The sequence below is a fragment of the Marinilabilia salmonicolor JCM 21150 genome (genome assembly GCF_000259075.1).
GTDB classification, from domain to species: domain Bacteria; phylum Bacteroidota; class Bacteroidia; order Bacteroidales; family Marinilabiliaceae; genus Marinilabilia; species Marinilabilia salmonicolor.
In genome coordinates, this window is sequence record NZ_AJKI01000011.1 from 73,053 (window position 1) to 95,207 (window position 22,155).

A 22,155-nucleotide genomic window follows, 5' to 3' on the forward strand; every position below is an offset into this window, starting at 1 on the left:
TATGTTTTCATACCACTAGAGCATTGCGACAAGCGAAAAAGTTCAACAACTACAAACTAAAAGTATGCAATTTTTCCACCAACTCAGTTTTTTGATACCAGTCATTAAAAACCATTTCAAGGGAATCTGCTCTGAATGTCCCAAAACGATAGTCCCGATACGCTTCCAACACCTTCAGGAATCGCTTCTTATTTGCCAATGGTTCTCTGAAGCGCACCACTGTGGAATGAGCAGTCTGTAACTTGTATCGTTTGTCCAAAGATTGCTGCAGATCCGTATTTCTGAAATTCTTTCGCAAACGATCTCTTAGAATATTTAAACCAGTCCCTGTAGGAAATCCCTGAACCATGATACATGAAGGCGATGCTGTAATTCCCTTAAAAATAAATCCCATAGTGCCGACATCCGCAATACTTTCTTTTACAACTTCTGCATACCGCGATAAATCAATTCGGTCATAGTGAAAACCATCATAGCATGAAATAAGAGACATTACGGTAATGTGAAAATCTGATTCCGGATAGTAATACTGATCAGGTTCAACATCCTTCAATACGTTCAAAAACCGGGAGACCTCCTCTTTTACCTGATCATCAGGCCTAATCAATAGAGTAATTCCTCTCCGTTCATCAGATTCGGAATCCATCATTGAATCCACCACCAAACGCTCATCATTAATTTCATGAACTGCCTTTCTGTAAAGGGCATTATAATGCTGAAAAAGCTCCATCCTGCTTTACTTTTGGATTGTTTTGCACTAACCTGTTTTATTCATAAATAATTTATTCCAATGCCAGACTATCTGATAAATACAACCGCCAGTTACAAAGACGGTATCCTATCCATCACCCTTCCAAAAACAGAGGAGGTAAAGCCCAAACCGCCTAAAAGCATCAAGATTTCTTAAAAAGAGCCACTGTCTTAAAAAGGCAGAAATTTTTAATCCTTCTAAGAACTGCGTCGGAAAGCCTGCATAACAGAGCTTTCCGGCATTTATACTTAAAAAATATCATGCTCGTTTCATAAGGATAATTTATTAATGATTTCATCAATCAAGGTTAGTATTAAATTATTTTTCCTTTTAGTAAAGATAAAAATTATCCCTAAAAAAGAGTTCTCTGCAAAGTAATTCCAGCTAATCCAACTGCTTTCTATAAATATCTACATTTACCAGTAACAATATCCTACTATTTTAAAATGATTTAAAATTCACAATATATAAAACAACGACCAAGTCACTCTGCAAATCAGCAATCAATCACAGCCAAAACAAACAGATAATAATAACACAGAATAACTGGCATCTTATAAATTTCTTTCTTATATTTGCAATACACTATTTTAATAGGAATTATGACAACAATCAATTCACTCCAAAAGAGTTTTTCCATGTGTATGTGTATGCCGACAGGCAGACACAATGGAAGGCTCATGTACATATAAAAACCACTTTTTTTTCATACAGAGAAAGGCCTTCTGATAATCAGAAGGCCTTTTTTATTCCTGCAATTAATCCTCCAACACTAACCTGAATAATTCATAAATAATTTATTACGATGATCAACCACCTACGAAACATGAACGTCCTCGATAAAATTGATTTGAAAATAGTTCACTATTCCCCTCGTCAATTTCATCTGCGGTTGCCCATATTTCTTGCGGCTTGACCATCTCATCACAATAATTCATGAATTAAACAGGCTAAAATCAGAAACTATGAGCAACCGAATCATTCAAAAAAACAACCACTCCACATCCGCCATTACGCCTCAAAGAGAGCAATTCCTAAGGAAGAAGATCGCTCATCTTAAAAAGACAATCAATGGTAATGGTGACCTAAACACAAAACCCGATCAATCTTATTTACACCACAATTCACTGGGACTTTATGGACAGAAAGGGAGTGATGACTTTACAATCCGTCTCAAACCAACCGAAGCCGGTTTTTCTCCGGCGCAGCTGAAAAACATTGCCCAGACTGCATCCAATTATGGTCAGGATGCCCTTTACCTCACATCTCGCCAGGAAGTTGAAATTCCTCTTCTTCCGGTCGAGCACACCCCCGATGCACTGGAATACCTTTTATCACAAAGAATAGACATCTCGGGCAGCACCCACAATGTTTTTAACATCGTCAACCCGGAGGATGCCGGCACTTCACTCCAGGAAAAATTCGACACCACTCCACATGTCCTTGCGTTAAACAGAATTTTAAATCATTCCTCCAATTCATCCCTTCGTCACATTGGCCTCCGCATTGGGTTTGCCGGTGATTATCGCGACAATACATTGGCTCGCTACAACGACATTGGCTTTATTGCCACTACCCGTGAAGGGGAAAGAGGGTTCAGGGTTTTTATCGGAGGAGTACCGGGGCCCAAACCAACTCCGGGACACCTGTTGTCAGGATTCCTGGAAGAGACCGAAATTCTTTATGTCATTGAAACCATCAAACGCATACTTACTGAAAACGAGGAAATCATCCCTGAAAAAGCCCCAAACCTGCGATATATTATTGATCATCTGGGAAGAGAGAAGGCCTTTAAACTTTTTTCTTCATACTACCCAGACATAAAGCAGGAAAAGAAACATTACTTAAGTCCGAAGGAACTCAGGCTTTCATTCAGCACCCCCCGGAAACCGGGAAATATAAATTTCCCGTTGCTCTCCCGTCAATGGGTTTATCGCTATGTAAGGGATCAAAAACAGTCGGGCCTCTTTTCGGTGGAGTTGCCACTGTCTGATGGTAATATCAGCGCATCCGGTCTGATAAGGCTTGCAGAATTTCTAACCCCTCTCGGAGATGACAACATTCGGATAAGCGTTCATCGGAATTTTTTCCTGAGGAATATTCCGGGGGCACAATTACTTCCATTACAGGGATTACTAAAAGACATCAGCAACCAAAACGATGAAAAAGAAGACATAAGCCCAATTACACTAAATGGACACAACATACTGGAAAGACTTAGAAAAACAGGGTGCGCCCGAATATAGCTTTGCAAACAGTTCGAGCAATTTAAAACCAGATTTTTTTACCGGGGGAAAGAGGAATCAAGGCCACATTAAACAATGTCCCGCCCTCATTGGTTAATCAGAAAAACACAAGACTATGGAACTAAAAGACAAAACCATCGTTGCAGTTATTCATGACATCTTTGAAGACCTGGAATTATGGTATCCTGTCATTCGCTTACGTGAGGCAGGTGCCAAAGTCGTGCTGGCCGGAGAAAAACCGGGAAAACAATACACCGGAAAAAACGGACTTCCAGCCACTGCCGACATTGGTTATGACGACCTGAGTCACGAAAAATTTGACGGATTGCTTATCCCGGGAGGTTATGCCCCCGACAAGATGCGACGGTACTCCAAAGTGCTTGAATTTGTGAAGCAAATAGATGATGCCGGAAAACCGATCGGCATCATATGTCACGCAGGATGGGTCCCCATATCCGCAGGCATACTGAAAGGCAGAAAAGCAACCAGTGTAGGTGCCATAAAAGACGACATGACCAATGCCGGTGTCAACTGGGTTGATGAACCGGTGGTTACTGACAGAAATCTGGTTTCTAGCCGTACACCGGTGGATTTACCCGATTACATGATAGCTTATTTGCAACTGCTCAAATAAACAGAAAGAGAAATCTCGCTCTAGTGTGGCAATTAATAACTGACACACTAGCTACCCCTCCCATCGGGCATTTTTCACCCACTCAACCACAAACCTGGCATTTTCATAAGGAATGTCAGGTAGAAAGCCATGCCCCAAATTCAGTACCAGATCGGGATGTTCCCTGTAAAACGGGATATACTTTTCCAGCTCTTTGGCAATATCCTCCCGTGAGGCATACAACAGGCGCGGATCGATATTCCCCTGAAGTCCCACCCCCGGGTGTACCAGCTCACGCGCATCTCTAAGCGGCATTTGCCAGTCGACACTCACAAAATCGGCCAAATCGGGTGTTACATTTTTCAATCCGGTTCCCAGTCCTTTGGGAAAATAAATAAACGGGGTTCCCGTTTCCCGAACAGCCCGGGATATTTTCAGAATCGCAGGCCAGAAAAGCTCCCTGTACAAATCAGCAGGTATAACTCCGGCATGGGTATCGAAAAGCTGAAAAACATCCACCCCGTGCTTAATCTGACTTTGTGCATAAACAACCGACATATCGGCAATGGCATCAATCAATTTCTGAGCATCACGCTTGTTGCTATACAGATATTTAACCACATCCGGGAAATTGGGATCTTTTCCTGTTCCCTGCACCATATAGCACAACGTGGTGAGCGGGGCTCCGCAAAACCCAATCAAAGGCGTTCCACTGGGTCGGTCCGTGATAATGGAATCAATATTCCGGTAAATATATTCCAGCCGCGATTCATCAGGATTTAGTGCCTGGGAGGGCTCATTGAAAGCAGCCAGTGGTTGTTCAAAGACCGGCCCCCTGCCTGTAAATGACATATCCATACCCAACGCTACCGGGACCACTAAGATATCCGAAAACAAAATAGCGGCATCCACTCCCAAATCGTAAACCGGCATCAAAGTCACTTCCGAAGCCAGCCGGGGATCACTCATCAGTTCGTGAAAATCATACTGCTCCTTCAACTTTCGGTAATTGGGTAAAATGCGCCCTGCCTGACGCATAAACCAGACGGGAGGGCGTTCGGTTGGAATGCCTTTTAGTTTATTTAATAATAGTGTATTTTGCATCTTAATTTTTTTCAGATCGTAGAGGCGCACGATCGTGCGTCTCTACTCACCACCTGTTATTTCAATGCATTCAGCGCTTTCGCTGAAGCCTCAAGCAGTTGATTTATTTCATCCATGTTATGGGCCTGAGAAACAAAGGTGCACTCAAACTGCGAAGGAGCCAGGTAAATTCCACTTTCCAGCGATTTACGGAAATACTGTGCATACCTCTGAGTATCACAGGAAGAGGCCAACTCGTAATCAAACACCTCATGTTCTTCCGTAAAAAAGAGCGTCAACATACCACCTACCCGATTCACCACTCCGGGAACACCCGATTTTTCCAGATTTTTGAGCAGTCCTGCCTCCAGACTGGCTGCCAGCTCTTCTATATCATCGTAGATTTCCGGGTTGTCTTTCAGAATTTTCAACATAGTGCTTCCGGCGGCCATGGCCAGGGGATTCCCGGAGAGTGTTCCCGCCTGATAAACCGGCCCCTCGGGAGCCAGATAATCCATAATATCCGCACGTCCTCCAAAGGCTCCTACCGGAAGACCTCCTCCGATAATTTTACCCATGGTGGTTAGATCGGGAGTGACTCCCAGGTATTCCTGAGCGCCTCCGGGTGCCAACCTGAAACCGGTAATAACCTCATCAAAAATCAGCACCGTGCCGAATTTTTTGGTCAGTTCTTTGAGCCCCTGCAAAAACCCGGTACGCGGAGGAATCACCCCCATATTTCCGGGAACCGGCTCTACAATCACTGCTGCAATCTGATCGGGATATTCCTCAAATAATTTTTCTACTGATTCCAGATTATTGTAGGAAGCTATAAGCGTATCTCCGGCTGCAGCTTTTGTAACACCGGGACTGTCGGGCAATCCCAAAGTCATAGCACCGGACCCTGCCTGAATCAAAAAACTATCGGAATGGCCATGAAAACACCCCGCAAATTTGATCACCTTATCACGCCCGGTATACCCTCTGGCCAGCCGCAAAGCACTCATGGTAGCTTCCGTGCCGGAATTTACCATCCGCACCTTCTCCACCGAAGGAACCATCGAAACAATCAACTCTGCCATCTGGTTTTCCAGCAATGTGGGCGCTCCGAAGCTGGTTCCTTTAGCCGCAGTTTCCCGAATAGCCTCCACAATTTCTTCCCTGGCATGCCCCAGAACCAGCGGTCCCCAGGAAGCCACAAAATCAATGTATTCATTACCATCGATATCCCATACTCTTGATCCTTTTCCTCTTTCAATAAACAACGGATCGCCACCTACACTTTTGAAGGCACGCACAGGACTGTTCACCCCTCCGGGCATTAGCGTACGTGCTTTTTGAAAGGCTGCTATACTTTTGGTTGTGGTCATATAATTAATAGAATTTAATCGTTAAATAATTGTTATTATTTACCAATTCACTTAGAGTCCGTCTATAAACTAAGCAATATCTGTTTCTGGTCATGTGTTTGTCAAGAAAGTGCCAGTTACAAGGCTTGTGAAGCTCGAAAATACGCAGTTTACTTGAGTAAATGAGAAATTTTCGGGCAAACGTAACGCAGTAAATGGTACTTTATGGACAAACACTACTTAGCCTGAATTTGATTCAACATAAATTCTTTGGCATGATAAGAAATAATAACATCAGCACCAGCTCTTTTGATAGAGGTAAGAATCTCCCGGATAATCCGCTGCTCATCAATCCAGCCATTCTGCGCGGCCGCCTTCACCATTGAAAATTCACCACTCACATTGTAGGCAACCACCGGCATATTAAAGGTTGATTTCACCCGGCTAATCACATCCAGATAGCTAAGAGCAGGCTTTACCATCACCATATCTGCCCCTTCGCTGATGTCTTCCTGAACTTCTCTAAGAGCCTCATCACTGTTGGCCGGATCCATCTGATAAGTGGAACGGTCACCAAACTGAGGAGCACTCTCCGCAGCATCCCTGAAAGGCCCATAAAATGCAGAAGCATACTTGGCCGAATAAGCCATGATGGGTGTATTTTCAAAACCATTCTCATCCAGAGCTTTGCGAATGACTGCGACACGACCGTCCATCATATCGCTTGGCGCAATAATATCAGCACCTGCCTGCGCCAGTGCTACTGACTGTGCCGCAAGCGTTTTAAGGGTAAGATCGTTGTTCACATCCCCATCTACAATCGTTCCGCAATGGCCATGAGTGGTATATTCACAGTTACAAACATCTGCAACAATCATCACCTCTGGAATAGCCTCTTTTAATGACGTAATAGCGCGAGGAACAATCGCATGCTGACTGCAGGCCACAGTACCATCCTCGTCTTTTTCTTCAGGAATTCCAAAAAGCAGGATTTTGTCAACACCCGTTGTTTCGTAAAGATCCTTAACCTCTTTCACCAGCATATCAATGGAATGCTGATAGTTTCCAGGCATTGATTTTATAGGATTTTGTACACCCTCTCCGGGACACACAAAATATGGCATAATCAAATCATCCTTATAAACGATGGTTTCGCGCACCATATTCCGGATGGCAGGTGTTTTGCGTAATCTTCTGAGACGTGTTACTGGAAAACTCATAATATAGATTGTTAAATTTTAATAATAGTTTACTAAACATTTTTCAAAAATCCTCCATGCCCAATGCTCTATACACATCCCGGCGCTTCACTTCACCAACTCAAGCACACATTGCGCTAAACCTTCATAACTCTGTTCAGACGCAGTTGCTACCGGCTCTATACCTAATTCTCGTACAGCATCTGAAGTGGTTTCTCCAATACTTACAATCCTCAGGAGTCTGGCTGTTTCTTCTAACTGTTCATAAAGATTTCTAATGGCAGAAGGACTGCTCACGGCAATAAAATCATAATCATCTGCTTTGATCTGATTCATCACCGCCTGATCCATTGAATCGGGGCTTCTGGTTTCATAAACATCAATACGTTCTACCGTGTTTTGAGAAGTCAGGACATCCGACAAAGTATCCGGAGCAAGATTTCCCAAAGCCAAAAGGACACGTTTCCCCTTTCCCAACAAATCCAACAGTTCTCCGGCAAACTCCACCCCCGAATGTCCGGCTCCCACAAAATCCGGTTCAATACCGAAACTCCTCAACGGCGCAGCTGTGCCCTCCCCTATAACTGCTATTTGGTTATTGGAATGAAAAGAGCACTGTTCCAAAAAAGAAGTCGCCCCGTTTTTGCTGGTAAAAACCACCCAGTCATACTCCGACAAACGACCCGGAATAGAAAAAATCCGGAAGTTAATTTCAATCATTGGACACGATAAAACCAGCATCCCTTTTGCTTTCAGGACTTCAGCAAACCGGTCATTTGCTCTGACAGGCCAGGTGGATATGACAAGTGGTTGTTTCCGCATCTCACATCACTTTAACGTATTTGTTCTAATATTTCACGTCCTCCAGCCGACAAGAGCCTTTTGGCCAATTCCTGAGCACTTGCATTGGCATCTACCAATGAGCAGGTCACCGATTCCTTCAGCAATTTACGGCCATCCAACGAAGCCACCAACCCGGTCAGTGTAATCCCCTGTTCTTTCACTTCGGAATAACATGCCACCGGCACCTGGCAACCACCTTCGATGGTTGTCAGAAAAGCGCGCTCTGCAGTGGTTGTCAGTAAAGTTTCCGGATCTGTTATCTGATTTATAATTTCCGCCATTTCCGGATCATTATCACGAATCTCCATGGCTACAGCTCCCTGGCTCACTGCCGGCAACATTATTTCCACAGGAAGAAATTCCGTGATACGTTCCTCCAGTCCCAGACGTATAAAGCCGGCACCGGCCATAATCATAGCATCGCAGTGCCCTTCCTGCATTTTGCGCAACCGGGTATTAACATTCCCACGAATATCCACCACCTGTAAATGCGGATTAAAATGCAGCAACTGCGCCTGGCGTCTTAGGCTGGAAGTACCTATCTTGTCGGCTGACGTCAATTCATTTAACCCGCGTCCATCGCAGGAAACCAAAACATCCCGAACCTCTCCGCGAGGTAAAACACCTCCCAATCTCAGTCCTTCCGGCAATAAAGTCGGAAGATCTTTCAGACTATGGACTGCCACATCAACAGTGCCATCCAACAATGCATGCTCAATTTCTTTGGTAAAAAGTCCTTTGTCACCTATTTTCGACAGTGCCACATCCAGCACTGCATCTCCTTTGGTGTTGATGGGTACAATCTCCACCTGAGTATCCGGGAAAGTCTCCAGCAAAGCTTTTCTCACCGCTTCTGCCTGCCACATTGCCAGTTGACTGCTTCGCGTTCCTATATTTATTTTGTTTTTGATCATATTTATCAGTCAAATAACCGGTTAACCATCTGCACAAGTTCTTCTTTACGCCCGTTCTCCGTATTGCTTTTCAGGTTTTTAATCATCGTATTAATAACCTTTTCAGACAAGTGGCGTCCATATTTTTCCATGGCCTCCACCTCTTCCTGAGAATGAGCAGAACTGAAGTTTTTCAATCCGTCGTCGTGCATTTGTCGCACAGAAGAGATAATATACCTAATGGTAGGAGCCAGTCTCTGACTCATCAGCCAATCCTGAAACTCCTCGTTTTTGATGGCAATAATTTCTTCAGCAATATTGAAGTAACTTTTCTTCTTCTCTTCATTCTGGGTCACAACCTGTCTCAGGTCGTCAATATTCAGCAACTTGAGATTTTTCAGAAGTCCTAATGATGGGTCAATATTCCGGGGAACTCCCAAATCAATCATCATAATTTTATGTTCAGGAGAATGGGACATTGTTTCAGTATTAATCAGATGCTCTCCTGAGACCGAGGAAATAACTATTTCAGCATTACCCACTGCCTCCGACAAATGCTCAAAGGGAATTATCTCGGCGCCATAACGATCTGCAAGCTGCTGTGCTTTTTTCATGGTACGGTTGGCAATGGAGATAAAGCGACATCCCCTCTTGTAAAGGTTTTTCACCACCAACTCTCCCGTTTCCCCGGCTCCAACCAGTAGTATTTTTCGCTGATCCAGATCAGAAAAATGCGCCCGGCATTTTTCTACTGCGGCATAACTTACCGAAAAGGCCCCTTTACTGATTCCGGTACGGGTACGCACCTGTTTGCCCACCTCTAATGCTTTCGTAAAAAGCCGGTCGAGCACTTTCCCCAGATTTCCCTGTTCACGAGCATGAGCAGTGGCTTCTTTTATCTGGGAAACGATCTGATATTCTCCCACTACCATAGATTCCAGGCCGGATATCAACCTGAATAAATGAACAACCGCATCTGAGTCGAAAAGATGATAGAAAACATTTTTAGGAACAGCTGAATGCCCTGTATATTCGTCTAAACACTGAGTGATATGCTGCATAGCTCCTTTAAGGCAGCCTGACTTTGTAGAGAAATAAAGTTCCGTGCGATTGCACGTCGAAAGAATGAGTATGCCATCAACCTCGCTGCCTGAGAGAATGCATTTGGACAATGCGGTCGCATCATCCTTATTGAAAGCAAAACACTCCCGCACATCAAGGGAAGCAGATTTATGACTTAAACCGATGATTCCAATCATATTGACGGTCGGTAAATAATTGAAAATTCTTATAATGAAAAACTGGTGACAAGGTCCAGAGAAAACAGATCCCTGTTAAAAATCAAAACATTGCAACCGGGGGAGACAACCCCGAAAAAGAAAATTCAAATAACGTTTCAGACAAAAGCAGATCAACCTCTACCTTAGACACCTGCCTAACCGGCCATTTCGCAATCTCTACCACCGAACTACAATCGGGAATATGCATCACTACTCCACCATTCCCGGACCATTCTGAAGCATATTGTCCGTCGTCATAAACGACCAGATAATCAGCATGAGACAACGTCAAAGAAGTCGCAGGAATTAATAGATGATGATTAGAAGCAACGGAAGTTCCGTCAGAATTGAACACACCATTATCAGGCCGGGTAGTGACTTGCATTGAAAACAAAAATGCCACCCCCAGAAGAATCAGATAAGGAATAAAGCTGCCTGTGATGCCTATTAAAAACATTTAGTTGCCTGTATATTAACCTGAATAATTCTTAAATAATTTATTACGATGATCAACCAACTGCGAAATATGAACGTCCTCGATAAAATTGATTTGAAAATAGTTCACTATTTCCTTCATCAATTTCATCTGCGGTTGTCCATATTTCTTGCTGTATGACCATCTCATTACAAAAATTCATGAATTAATCAGGTTAAATCTGTTCTTTCCGGAAAATCAAAGATAGTAATTTCAAACAAACAATTAACGTCAGGAATTATGGTTTATTTCTAATTTTCGTCCAATCAGAAAAAAAAGAGTGATTCATTTAACCTGCATTATTGACTTCGTCGAACTTCGTTTCACAAATTATCTATTGCGATGTCCAACTATCGACAAAATACCAGCGTCCTCGCCAAATTTGATTTAAAAACAGTTCACTATTTCCTGCACCAAATTTGCCTGTGGTTGCTGGTATTTCTTGATATTTGAACATCTCATAACGAAAACTTATGAATAAAGCAGGTTATGTGAAATTTTTTATTAATACTCAATCCGTATGCTATTTCAACAACACACTATCGGGGGCGAATCCACTCAATTGCCTAAAAAAACAAAAAAAGTCTTTCGTAACCGGTCTAAGGCTACAGTAAAAATTGTATTTTTCAATTAATCACTAAACAGGAAACCAAAAGAATTGTTATTACTTGAAACAGGACTTAAAAAAATGGAACTTTATCCGGAATTAAGACCAACAAACCTATAAAGATTTTTATTATGAAAAAGAAACTTATTTATTCAGTATTTGTAGCCCTGGCCTTTATTGTTAGTGCCTGTGGAGGAAAAACAGATGTAGTTGACTCAGGAACCTACGAGGGAGCAATTAAAAAAGTTGAGGCAGAAAAAACTGAAATTTATGTTGAAACCAGTGACGGCAAGACACTGGAACTCTATTTTACAGATGAAACAAAGCTCACACAAGATGGAACAGAGACACCATTTTCATCTCTGACAGAGGGACAAAAAGTAGAAGTCACCGTTGAAAAAGTCGGTAAACGTCTTGATCCCAAGGCTGTAAAAATATTAGAATAACATGAACCAATTACCTGATTTTTGGCGGACGGAAATATGGCACCCGCTTACTGTGCATTTTCCGGTTGCCTTGTTATCGTTCGCCACAATTTTCATTATTGCAGGTTACTGGACAAAAAGGAGCAACCCTATGTTTACCGGGAAAGTTCTTCTAATTGCAGGAACTCTTGGAGCATGGGTTGCCATTTACACCGGTAGTTTAGCCGATGCTGTAATCACGCGGCAGCTCTGCGACCCCACCGTATTAGAAGACCACGAAAACGGAGCATTTACTGTTGCATGGCTTTTCACTGCAGCATCAGCCCTTGTTGCCATTGATCACTTTAACTTTCTGAAGAAATTTCAACAAATACTTCGTACAGTCATAATTGCATTAATCATTACCGGAACCGGCTTTCTGGTTTATGCAGGCCATCTGGGAGCAACCCTTGTTTACCAGCAGGCTGCAGGTGTTTATACACCTTCCGAAGATTGTATTGAATTTACAGACCCTGACTCTTAATTCACTGTTTTACTCGCCTGGTTAAAACGTTATCACCTTGTCGCTGTCAAGCACCCAGTCGGCCAGGAATCCCATGGTTGATTTATTAGCTCCTTCAAAGTAGGGATGATTCTTGTAAATTCCACATCGGGCCATGCAGGTGCCACAAACCTCCACCGGAACTCCCTGACCAATTAGATCCTTTAGCATCTGTGAAAGATCCTGGTCGTAACCTTCAGGTGGCTTACAAACATCTCTGGCCATATCCACCGAATCGTTCATCAGGAAGATTCTGACATCGTTTCCTTTTTTCTTTAATGTGTCCGCAAGGCGAAGTCCATTCCATGTTACATCTGTATTGTCGTATGGTTCACGATTAAAAATGAATAGAATTTTCTGCATTTTAGTATGATTTATTTGAGCATTAACAATCTTGATACAACTCCGGTTATTATTTCAACTGCTTTATCCACTTCCTCCGGCGTGGTCTGTTTTCCGGTAGATATACGAACTGTTGAAGCAGCTTTACCGGGCTCTATATTCATTGCTTTCAGCACCGATGATGTCTCCACGGAATTGGCATGGCAAGCGGAACCTGCAGAAACAAGCACCTGATCGCCCAAACTGGCAGTCAGGGTATGCGCATCGATTCCTGAAAACACCACACTTAATGTATTGGGAAGTGTTTCAGCGTGATTGGCATTAACACTCACTTTTCCACCAAATTTTGTCTTAAGTCCGTTCCACAACCTTTTTTTTGCCGACAACATAGTACTGGTATTTTGCTCGAAATCGCGGACAGCTATTTCACATGCCTTCCCCAAAGCAACAATATATGGAACATTTTCTGTCCCGGGTCTTAAGCCATTTTCCTGTCCGCCGCCCACCATCAGATTTTCCACTTTCACTCCTTTTCTCACATACAAGGCACCAATTCCCTTTGGAGCATACACTTTGTGCCCGGCAATGGTAAGCAGATCCACCCCCAGCAAATCAACATCGATATTTACTTTGCCAACCGATTGAGCTGCATCAGCATGAAAAATCACGTTATGTTCCTTGGCAACAGCTGCAATTTCCCGGATTGGTTGAATGGTTCCCACTTCATTATTGGCATGCATTATTGTAATGAGGATTGTATCCGGACGAATGGCCCTGGAAACATCATGTGAATCAACAACACCTTCAGAGTTAACAGAAAGATAGGTTACTTCAAACCCGGTCCGCTCCAAATACCTGCAAACCTCTAAAACAGAAGGATGCTCAATTTGAGAGGTAATGATGTGTTTCCCTTTATCCTGATGGGCCAGAGCCACCCCACGAATAGCCAGATTATTTGACTCTGTGGCACAACTTGTAAATACGATTTCTTCAGGAATGGCACAAATAGTGTCGGCCACTTGCTGTCTGGCTTTAGCGATGGCTTCTTTATTCTCCTGCCCCATTTTGTAAGAGCTGGAAGGATTACCGAAATGCGTCTGAACGAAATGCAGCATTTCCGTAATCACCTCCCGGTCAACAGGTGTTGTTGCGTTATAATCAAGGTAAATAGGAGTGTTCATATCTTACCAATTCTCTTAACTCGTAAAGCACTTTTTTACAACCAGCTTATACAATAACAAACAATATATAAACAGGCTTAAGGCCCTAACCTTACTTTTAGAAAAAACTCGATTATTCACACATAAGAAAACCCATAAAAAAGAAAAAAGTTAACAAAAAAGGGAGAACTTCTCTATAAATTAAAGCAGGCCCTCCCTCTATGATAAAAATTGTCAATTCTCTATTTCGTCAGAACCCTGACAATATCTTCAGTCTTCACCGATTGCTGTTCTCCGGTTTCCATGTTTTTGAGCGTCATAGTACCAGCGTTCATCTCCTCTTCGCCAACCAAAGCGACAAAACCAATATTTTTCTTGTTGGCATAGGTCATTTGCTTCTTCATTTTGGCACTGTCGGGATAAACCTCCACTTTCAGCCCCTGTTGTCGCAGCTTCCCGGCAATCTTTAAACAGTACGCTCCCTCCTGAGGACCAAAATTCACAAACATCAGCTGAGTGGTGCTGGTCACTTCCGGGGGATAAAGCTCCAACTGGTTCATGACATCAAAAATCCGATCGGCGCCAAAGGAAATCCCAACTCCAGACACATTCTTCAGTCCAAATATTCCGGTCAGGTCATCGTAACGGCCACCACCTGTAATACTGCCAATATCCATATCGAGAGCTTTCACCTCAAAAATAGCTCCGGTATAATAATTAAGACCCCGCGCCAGCGTCAGATCCAGTTCCACATTGGTTTTTAGATCCAGACTGTCAACCAGTGTCAGCACTTCACGAAGTTCTTCAACCCCCTTGGTGCCAACTTCTGAAGAGGTAAGAATCCCGGCCAGCTGCTCCAACTTGTCATAATTAGAGCCGCTAAGCGCAAGAATGGGTTGCAATTTATCAATGGCATCGTTTGTCAATCCCTTCTCTTCCAATTCGGAGTTCACCTTCTCCAACCCAATTTTATCCAGTTTGTCAATGGCCACCGTAATATCGGTGAGACGGGAAGCTTCCCCGATAATTTCGGCTATTCCGGCCAGTACTTTGCGGTTGTTGAGCTTTATCGTCACCCGAATTCCCAGTTTCCTGAAAACCTCATCCACAATTTGAATCAGTTCCACCTCATTGAAGAGGCTGTCGCTGCCAATCACATCCACATCGCACTGAAAAAATTCACGGTAACGCCCTTTTTGTGGACGATCGGCCCGCCACACAGGCTGAATTTGGTAACGCTTAAAAGGAAATGATAATTCATTTTGGTGCTGCACCACAAAACGGGCAAAAGGCACGGTCAAATCATAACGAAGCCCTTTCTCACTAATCTGCCCGGTTACCCGGTTAGAGTCCTTTTGTGCCAGCAAGCTATCATCAGCCTTATTCAAAAAATCTCCTGAATTTAAGATTTTAAAAAGAAGCTTATCGCCCTCATCTCCATATTTTCCCAACAAAGTATCGAGGTTTTCCATGGCCGGGGTTTCGATAGGCATATAGCCATATCGTTGAAAAACTTCCTTGATAGAATCGAAAATATAATTGCGCCGAACCATTTCGGCAGGAGTAAAATCGCGTGTTCCTTTAGGAATAGATGGTTTTTGAGCCATTGTTGATGCTTTATTTAAATTCGGTTGCAAATTTAGGAATAATTATCATTGCACCATAGCACTCTACTTATGAAGGGATAAACAGTTGATTCTAAAAAAAATCGAGAAAAAGATTCTTTCCTGTTATCCATTTCTTTGTATATTTGAATTATATCAAAAAAAAGAACATGAAAGCTGCACAATCAAAAACCGGTAAAAAACTCTTTTCCAATGAAAAAACAGGAAGAGAAATATTAAAACGCCTTCATGAAGCAGGACGAAAAAATCCGCACATAAAAATCAAACTTAATATTCCGTCTGACAAGCCACATCAAAGCAGGCAACTTGTTCTACGTGAGGGCTAATCCCCCAAAAACATCCCCTAACCCATGAATTTTGCTTTAGCTGCAGTCTTATTCTTGCTGCTATCCTTACCGGGAATAGCATTTAGAAGAAGCTATTATTCCTCCCGCTTCTCAATCTCATTCATCTCAACGAACTTTGTAAATGAGATTATTTGGGCATTGGTTCCTTCTTTTATATTTCACGCAATTGCCATCTGTTTTCTGGAATCCTTTTATCAGGAAGATTTAAAAATAGAATATGTAGGATATTTATTATCGGGAGGAACAGATAAAACCGAAATTTCAGTAATATTCAAAAACATCAATAACAACCTCTCCTTTATTCTTCTATATTTGATTTCGATTAGTATTGTTTCTGCTCTCTCCGGAAATATTTTCAGGTGGATCGTTCGGGGGACTGGCTTTGGACATCTATATTCGCTCTCTGAGATATCCAAACAGATGGCATTACCTTTTTACAGGTGAATATAAGATGATTGAAAAAGGCAAGGAAGGTTTATTGGATCTTCTCAAAGATTTGAGCAAAGGCAAATTTTCCCATGGATTTAGAAACTGGAAGATACATACAAAAATCAGCTTCATTGTAGTCGATGTTCTAATCTCAATCGAGGGCGAAAACATTCTTTACTCAGGGAAATTAGAAGATTATTATCTCTCCCAAAATGGAGGATTAGACCGGATTTTAATAAAATACCCCCTCAAAAAACCCTACTCGACCAAAGGAAAAGGAACGTTTATAGATATTCCCGGTGATTATCTTATTCTTCAATTTAAGAACGTTCAAAACATTAACATTTCATACATTTTTGAAGAAGAACCCGAAGTGCAATACGACGATTCTGAACAGGAGAATGTTCCTTCATTAGAATGGGAAAACTTGCATACATGAGTTTTCATTTACCTACAGCAACCAATCGAATATCAAATTGCAAAACAGCATTGGGAGGAATCTTATTGCCGGTTCCCCTGCGCCCCCATGCCAACTCCGCCGGAACCCAGAACTTATACCGGCTACCCACCGACATGAGCTGCAGCCCCTCCTGTAATCCATCTATGAGTTCATTCATCGGAACGATGGAAGTTTGATTGGCTCGGTAGGTATCTTCCAAAATAGTTCCGTTGAGCAACAGAGCCCGCTGATGAATCTCCACTTTACTCCACTCGTCGGGTTTTTCACCCTCTGTCTCTTCCACTATCGTGTACTGAAGTCCGCTTTCGGTTTCGACAACACCGGGTTTCCGGACATTTTGCTCCAGAAAGTCCTCGCCGGATTTCCGGTTATTCCCGGCGGAACCTTTACTCTTTTGACGTTTTTCTCTTCGCGCCATAGAATTTGAGATTAAAATTGATATTAAGGCTGAGACAGGCAAATCTCAAAGCCTAGTACACTTCGTTCACAACAATCTGCAAAGAAAGTAATTGCCCCGTAAAAAGAATAAATTACGTGTGATAAAATTATTTAGAAGTGTATGTCCATAAAGTACCATTTGCTGCGTTACGCTCATCCGAAATTACTCATTTACGATGAGTAAACTCCGTATTTTCGGACTTGCGCCACCGCTAAAGCTTTAGGTGGCACGCGGTCAGAAACCCCCGAAGAAAAATCGGGGCAGGCTTTACAACTGGCACTTCCTGAACAGACACAGATATTGTGAAAATATTTTTGTGAGTTTATAGTAGGACTCTATTTAGTGCCAGCAAGAAAACTTCTGTTTTTTAGGTGTGCTTAATAAGAAAACGTCAAGTGCAAGGCGGGCGATGTCTGAAAAACAGGAGTTTACTTTTCGTAAATAACTGTTTTGAAGGCAAGCCCAACGCAGCAATTGGCGTTTTCTTGCAAGCACTATTTACTGAAAATGCTCCTCATCCTTTTTCGGATATTTTTAATGGAGATAGAATGCTTTGCAGTCCCCTGATCTCCCAACAAAAAAGCATAGGGTTTCATTGACTCCACATGTGTGAATACAATCCGCGCAATTGCCAGAAAAGGAACGATAAGCAACATTCCAGGAATTCCCCAGATAAGACTGGCTGCCACCAAACCTGTAATAATAAAAAACGGGTTCACCCGGACATTTCCACCCACAATATTGGGTGTCAATATATTATTTTCAATAAACTGAATGATGATAAAAAGGATCACCACATGAAAGGCCATCGTTGGATTATTTTCTCCAACCAAAGCAAACAACAATGGAACGAGTCCACCCAGCAATGTTCCGAAATAAGGAATAAAATTAAATACTGCAGAAATAATTCCAAGGGCTATGGGATATCGAATCCCCACTATAAGTAATCCGGTGGAATTGATGATACAAAGAATAAAAACCACAGCCAAAACACCAGCCATATATCGTCCGAAAACACGGGATACTTCTCTTAAAACGCTAACCACCTCCTGTCTGTTTTCCCTTCCAAAAATCATCATCAGAAAATAGGCAAACTTGGTTCGGTAATAAAGAAAAAGGAAAATATAAACCGGCAAAAGCCCGAAACTGACGATTGTGCTTGTCGTAGCATTAAAAATATCCTGAAGGTATTGTCCTCCGGAAGACAAAATATTTCCTGCCTGTTCTTTTATCAGGTTCCGTGTTTCCTCCTTATCAAAACCGAAGTGTTCACTGATTCCGGATATGGAATCAGCCAGATTTCGTAGTCCACTCTCGGCCAACTGAGGCAAATCGCCTGCAATAGGGGTAATCTTGCTGTAACCAAACAAACCCAGACTAAATAAAACACCCAAACCAAGGATAATGGCAATAAAATTAGCCAGAATCCGTGGAACTTTGTGTTTTTCCAGCCAGTTACCCACCGGAAAAAACAAATAAGACAGTAAAAAACCAAAAGCAATTGGCCACAAAAAATTGCGGACAGCAATGAGTCCGTAAACAAAAAGAATCAGCGCCAAAAGAACAAAACTAACGCGCTGCACGAAGTTGAAGCGTCTTTCAGACTTTTTATATTCGGAGGTATTTCTCATGAATTCGAAAGATTTCTTTGGTGGCACGAAGTTAATAAATTAACCCCATAAGGTAAACCGGAAAAGACAAACTACACAGCCCGACCTAAACTTTTTTAATTACCAATAATCCTTTCCCAGAATATGAGATATTTCTATTTTAGGATTCTTTTATCCATTTATCCTTTTTAATTATCTTTGCACCCGATAATCAACAAAGGAAATCAAAAAGATGAAACGAGTCCCGAATGTTCGGAACGAGTTCCATCAGACCCATAACTTAGAGTCTGTCCATAAACAAAGCGTTTTTCACGTATTTGAGATAGAAAGTTCAAATTCAAGGCGTGTAAAAAATCTAAACCGCAGAATACTAATGTATTTAAGGATTTAGATTTGGAGCAACAACGCAGAAGTTGGACTTTATAGACAAACACAACTTAGACAAATTATTTACTGATGAAATACCACCTGATAACACTGGGATGCCAGATGAATATTGCCGACAGTGAGCGTGTAAGTGCTGTGTTGGAGAAAATGGGTTACGAGCGAACCGACAATGAAGAAGAAGCCAATCTTTTGGGGATGCTGGCCTGCTCGGTTCGTCAGAAGCCCATCGACAAAGTATATAACAAGATAGCTCAATGGAACCGATGGAAAAACAGGCGCAACCTCATTACCTTTATATCGGGCTGCATTTTGCCCACCGACAAGGAGAAATTACTCAAGCAATTTGATATCATCTTTGCCATGAGTGAATTACCGCAGCTTCCCGATATGATCCGGAATTACGGGGTGGTCAACGAAGCCTCCATCAGTTTGCCGGAACTCCGGACGCCAAAAAACGAGAATATCATCGGGCTTTGGGGCATCAAACCCAAGTACCATTCCTCTTTTGAGGCTTTTGTGCCTATTCAGAACGGATGTGATAAGTTCTGTACTTTCTGTGCAGTTCCTTACACCCGGGGAAGAGAAGTATCACGCCCTTCGGAAGAAATTGTTGATGAAGTGCGCCATCTCGTAAATCAGGGATACAAATCGATTACCCTGTTAGGACAAAACGTCAACTCTTACGGACTGGACAAAAATGGTGAAGAAATCTCTTTTGCTGAGTTACTTCGAAAAATCGGAGAATTGGGAAACGCTTCAGAGGAAGAGTTCTGGCTTTATTTCACCTCGCCTCATCCTCAGGACATGAACCGGGAAGTGATTGAAGTGATTGCCCAATACCCCTGTCTGTCCAAACAAATTCACCTCCCCATGCAAAGCGGAGATGACAAAGTGTTGATAAAAATGAACCGAAAGCACTCCATGACCAAATATCGTCAGATTGTGCAGGATATACGTGAACTGATTCCCGAAGCAACAATCTTTACCGACATTATTGTAGGTTTTACAGGCGAGGATGAGAAAGCATTCCAAAATACGGTCGCCGCCGTTAATGAATTCAAATTCAACATGGCCTTTATTGCCATGTATTCGCCACGCCCCGGAGCTGCCAGTTATCGTTGGGACGATGATGTGGATCCGGAAATCAAAAAAGAGCGACTTCACAGGCTGTCGGAAACCATGAAACAACACACCAGAGTTTACAATGAGAACCTCGTTGGTAAAACCTTGAGGGTCTTGGTCAATGGGCAGGACAGGAAATCCGGCTTCAGCAACGGACTTACCGAAGGCAAAATTACAGTAAGGCTTAATCGTTTTGCTCCGGAATTGATGGGCAAAATTGTTAATGTAAAGATCACCTCTGCAGCAGACATGTCCCTTAGCGGGGAGCTTTCAGAAATTTTAACAGCAAAGGAAGTGTAAGCTTCATCAAAACAACAAACAGTTAATTAGTTTCTGTCCATAAAGTACCACTTGCGTCGTTACGCTTGCCGCCAAAATACTCATTTACGATTAGTAAACTCCGTTTTTGGCGGCTTGCGCCACCCATCGGTCGCCAAAGGCTTGCCGACGGCACGGCGCTAAAGCTTTAGGCGGCACGCGGTCGCAAGCCTAGCAATTGGCACTTTCTGACTAGAAACAGGACTAAAAACTAATTGTGCTTAGTTTATAGACAGGCACTAATTACAATCACTTATGAATTCTGTCATTTCAGCAAAAAATTTTCAACCAATAACACTTTCATCCGGGGCAGGTCGTAAAGTAGCCTTTAAAACTCTGGGGTGTCGCCTGAATCAGTATGAAACCGATGCCCTGGCCACTCAATTCGACCAGGCAGGATATCAGATTGTCGATTTTAAAGAAAAAGCAGATATCGTGGTGGTGAATACCTGTACGGTGACCAATCAGAGTGACCAGAAGTCACGTAACCTCATCAATCAGGCAGCCCGCAACAACAAAGGTGCTGTGGTAGTGGTGACCGGATGCATGGCCAATAACCATAAGGAACAACTGGAAAGTGACCGGAAAATCACTTATGTGGTGGAGAACAACCGAAAAGGAAATATTCGCGATTTGGTGGATGCACAACTGACTGGGGAAATCATTCACCCTACTGACACCAATGGGGATGTATTCCGGTATAGTGCAGTTGACAAAAGTCTCCATACACGAAGTGCGATTAAAATCCAGGACGGATGTGATAACCACTGTACCTTCTGCATTATCCCAACAGTGAGAGGCAGGGCTGTAAGTCGTCCACTCCCCCAAATACTGGAAAATGTAAAACAAACTCTTGACAATGGATTCAGGGAATTGGTAATAACCGGAGTAAATATCGGACGATACCGGTGGGAGGATAAAACTTTTGAAGATGTGGTGGAAGCCATACTCAACATTCCGGGTGATTTCCGCGTGCGCATCTCATCTTTAGAACCCGATGGTTTTGGCGAACGGTTCTATAACCTCTTCAAACATCCCAAACTGGCCCCTCACCTGCACCTTTGTCTGCAAAGCGGTTCAGATAACGTATTGCTGCGTATGCGGCGCATGTACACCCGTAAAACATTTGCCTCTATTCTCAAACGTTTCAGGGAAGTACGACCCGATTTTAATTTCACAACCGACATAATTGTGGGCTTCCCCGGTGAAACCGATGAGGATTTTCAGGCGAGTCTGGATGCCGTAAAACGCTTTCAGTTTAGTCATGTACACACCTTTAAATACTCTGTTCGCCAGGGAACCCGAGCAGAGCGAATGGAAAATCAGGTGTCGGAAAAAATCAAAACCTCACGCTCAGCAGCCATCAGAGAACTGTCAGAAGAGAATAAAAAAAACTATTACACGAAGTTTGTCGGCCAAAAAGAACGGGTACTGATCGAAAAAATTGATAAAAACGGGTTTGCTACCGGATATGGCGAACACTATATCCCTTTCCGGTTCAAAGCCGATGGCATGGAAAAGAACACCTTTCAAACGGTTCGGGCCATTCGGGTAGAAGGCGAAGACGACAAATTGAGACTCTTCGGAGAACCGGAATAAAAAAAAATCAGA

The 22,155-nt window shown here is 42.7% G+C and carries 23 protein-coding genes; 10 read left to right on the forward strand and 13 right to left on the reverse strand.

Going from position 1 to position 22,155, the window contains the following annotated elements:
- Positions 1-49: 49 nt before the first annotated feature.
- Positions 50-730, reverse strand: a complete 681-nt coding sequence (locus tag W7W_RS0107310) for a 2'-5' RNA ligase family protein (protein WP_010663146.1) — start codon at positions 728-730, stop codon at positions 50-52.
- A gap of 60 nt (positions 731-790) precedes the next feature.
- On the opposite strand from W7W_RS0107310, the gene W7W_RS23455 reads away from it, so the two are divergent.
- From W7W_RS23455 to W7W_RS0107330, 3 genes are all read left to right on the forward strand, one after another.
- On the forward strand, positions 791-907 hold the full coding sequence (locus tag W7W_RS23455) for an Hsp20 family protein (protein ID WP_010663147.1): 117 nt from the start codon (positions 791-793) through the stop codon (positions 905-907).
- Positions 908-1,716: 809 nt separating this feature from the next.
- Entirely contained in the window at positions 1,717-2,997 is a 1,281-nt protein-coding gene (locus W7W_RS0107325) for a ferredoxin--nitrite reductase (protein ID WP_010663149.1), read from the forward strand.
- Positions 2,998-3,112: 115 nt separating this feature from the next.
- Positions 3,113-3,631 carry a type 1 glutamine amidotransferase domain-containing protein gene (locus W7W_RS0107330; RefSeq protein ID WP_010663150.1) on the forward strand — a complete coding sequence of 173 codons (519 nt, stop codon included), beginning with the start codon at positions 3,113-3,115 and terminating at the stop codon, positions 3,629-3,631.
- 51 nt (positions 3,632-3,682) lie between these two features.
- Here W7W_RS0107330 and hemE read toward each other — a convergent pair whose 3' ends face one another.
- The 7 genes from hemE to W7W_RS0107365 all read right to left on the reverse strand — a co-directional run bounded on the left by hemE (position 3,683) and on the right by W7W_RS0107365 (position 10,714).
- Complete coding sequence (hemE, locus tag W7W_RS0107335) at positions 3,683-4,714, reverse strand: uroporphyrinogen decarboxylase (RefSeq protein WP_010663151.1); 1,032 nt, start codon at positions 4,712-4,714, stop codon at positions 3,683-3,685.
- 56 nt (positions 4,715-4,770) lie between these two features.
- Positions 4,771-6,063, reverse strand: a complete 1,293-nt coding sequence (hemL, locus tag W7W_RS0107340) for a glutamate-1-semialdehyde 2,1-aminomutase (RefSeq protein ID WP_010663152.1) — start codon at positions 6,061-6,063, stop codon at positions 4,771-4,773.
- A gap of 215 nt (positions 6,064-6,278) precedes the next feature.
- On the reverse strand, positions 6,279-7,262 hold the full coding sequence (hemB, locus tag W7W_RS0107345) for a porphobilinogen synthase (RefSeq protein ID WP_025006919.1): 984 nt from the start codon (positions 7,260-7,262) through the stop codon (positions 6,279-6,281).
- A gap of 87 nt (positions 7,263-7,349) precedes the next feature.
- The gene (locus tag W7W_RS0107350) at positions 7,350-8,063 is read right to left on the reverse strand and encodes a uroporphyrinogen-III synthase (RefSeq protein WP_010663154.1); all 714 of its coding nucleotides are present in this window, start codon (positions 8,061-8,063) and stop codon (positions 7,350-7,352) included.
- An 11-nt stretch (positions 8,064-8,074) separates the two neighbouring features.
- Positions 8,075-8,998: a hydroxymethylbilane synthase gene (gene hemC / locus W7W_RS0107355; protein ID WP_010663155.1), complete on the reverse strand. Its 924-nt coding sequence runs from the start codon at positions 8,996-8,998 to the stop codon at positions 8,075-8,077.
- Between the two features lie 5 nt (positions 8,999-9,003).
- On the reverse strand, positions 9,004-10,236 hold the full coding sequence (hemA, locus tag W7W_RS0107360) for a glutamyl-tRNA reductase (RefSeq protein ID WP_010663156.1): 1,233 nt from the start codon (positions 10,234-10,236) through the stop codon (positions 9,004-9,006).
- An 82-nt stretch (positions 10,237-10,318) separates the two neighbouring features.
- Entirely contained in the window at positions 10,319-10,714 is a 396-nt protein-coding gene (locus W7W_RS0107365) for a hypothetical protein (RefSeq protein ID WP_010663157.1), read from the reverse strand.
- A gap of 756 nt (positions 10,715-11,470) precedes the next feature.
- Here W7W_RS0107365 and W7W_RS0107370 point away from each other — a divergent pair.
- Entirely contained in the window at positions 11,471-11,785 is a 315-nt protein-coding gene (locus W7W_RS0107370; RefSeq protein WP_010663158.1) for a hypothetical protein, read from the forward strand.
- Position 11,786: 1 nt separating this feature from the next.
- On the forward strand, positions 11,787-12,287 hold the full coding sequence (locus W7W_RS0107375; protein ID WP_010663159.1) for a DUF2231 domain-containing protein: 501 nt from the start codon (positions 11,787-11,789) through the stop codon (positions 12,285-12,287).
- A 21-nt stretch (positions 12,288-12,308) separates the two neighbouring features.
- On the opposite strand, the gene W7W_RS0107380 is transcribed toward W7W_RS0107375, so the two are convergent.
- The 3 genes from W7W_RS0107380 to hisS form a co-directional block, all read right to left on the reverse strand.
- Positions 12,309-12,668, reverse strand: coding sequence for a DsrE/DsrF/TusD sulfur relay family protein (locus tag W7W_RS0107380; protein ID WP_010663160.1), 360 nt, complete (start codon positions 12,666-12,668; stop codon positions 12,309-12,311).
- 11 nt (positions 12,669-12,679) lie between these two features.
- Positions 12,680-13,828, reverse strand: a complete 1,149-nt coding sequence (locus tag W7W_RS0107385; protein WP_010663161.1) for a cysteine desulfurase family protein — start codon at positions 13,826-13,828, stop codon at positions 12,680-12,682.
- 221 nt (positions 13,829-14,049) lie between these two features.
- A complete protein-coding gene (gene hisS / locus W7W_RS0107390) occupies positions 14,050-15,414 on the reverse strand; it encodes a histidine--tRNA ligase (protein WP_010663162.1) in 1,365 nt (454 codons plus the stop codon).
- Between the two features lie 167 nt (positions 15,415-15,581).
- Between hisS and W7W_RS23460 the strand changes: the two genes are divergently transcribed.
- The 3 genes from W7W_RS23460 to W7W_RS0107405 are packed head-to-tail and all read left to right on the forward strand — an operon-like array spanning position 15,582 to position 16,647.
- Positions 15,582-15,758 (forward strand): hypothetical protein, encoded by a 177-nt coding sequence (locus W7W_RS23460; RefSeq protein WP_010663163.1) that lies wholly within the window; start codon positions 15,582-15,584, stop codon positions 15,756-15,758.
- 24 nt (positions 15,759-15,782) lie between these two features.
- Complete coding sequence (locus W7W_RS0107400) at positions 15,783-16,223, forward strand: hypothetical protein (RefSeq protein WP_010663164.1); 441 nt, start codon at positions 15,783-15,785, stop codon at positions 16,221-16,223.
- A gap of 7 nt (positions 16,224-16,230) precedes the next feature.
- A complete protein-coding gene (locus W7W_RS0107405; protein ID WP_010663165.1) occupies positions 16,231-16,647 on the forward strand; it encodes a hypothetical protein in 417 nt (138 codons plus the stop codon).
- A 4-nt stretch (positions 16,648-16,651) separates the two neighbouring features.
- Here W7W_RS0107405 and W7W_RS0107410 read toward each other — a convergent pair whose 3' ends face one another.
- Both W7W_RS0107410 and W7W_RS0107415 read right to left on the reverse strand, forming a co-directional pair.
- Positions 16,652-17,086, reverse strand: coding sequence for an FKBP-type peptidyl-prolyl cis-trans isomerase (locus W7W_RS0107410; protein ID WP_010663166.1), 435 nt, complete (start codon positions 17,084-17,086; stop codon positions 16,652-16,654).
- A gap of 515 nt (positions 17,087-17,601) precedes the next feature.
- Positions 17,602-18,738 (reverse strand): AI-2E family transporter, encoded by a 1,137-nt coding sequence (locus W7W_RS0107415; RefSeq protein ID WP_010663167.1) that lies wholly within the window; start codon positions 18,736-18,738, stop codon positions 17,602-17,604.
- 435 nt (positions 18,739-19,173) lie between these two features.
- Here W7W_RS0107415 and miaB point away from each other — a divergent pair, with 435 nt between their 5' ends.
- The gene (gene miaB, locus W7W_RS0107420; protein ID WP_010663168.1) at positions 19,174-20,526 is read left to right on the forward strand and encodes a tRNA (N6-isopentenyl adenosine(37)-C2)-methylthiotransferase MiaB; all 1,353 of its coding nucleotides are present in this window, start codon (positions 19,174-19,176) and stop codon (positions 20,524-20,526) included.
- Between the two features lie 273 nt (positions 20,527-20,799).
- Positions 20,800-22,143: a tRNA (N(6)-L-threonylcarbamoyladenosine(37)-C(2))-methylthiotransferase MtaB gene (gene mtaB / locus W7W_RS0107425; protein ID WP_010663169.1), complete on the forward strand. Its 1,344-nt coding sequence runs from the start codon at positions 20,800-20,802 to the stop codon at positions 22,141-22,143.
- The last annotated feature ends 12 nt before the right edge of the window (positions 22,144-22,155 follow it).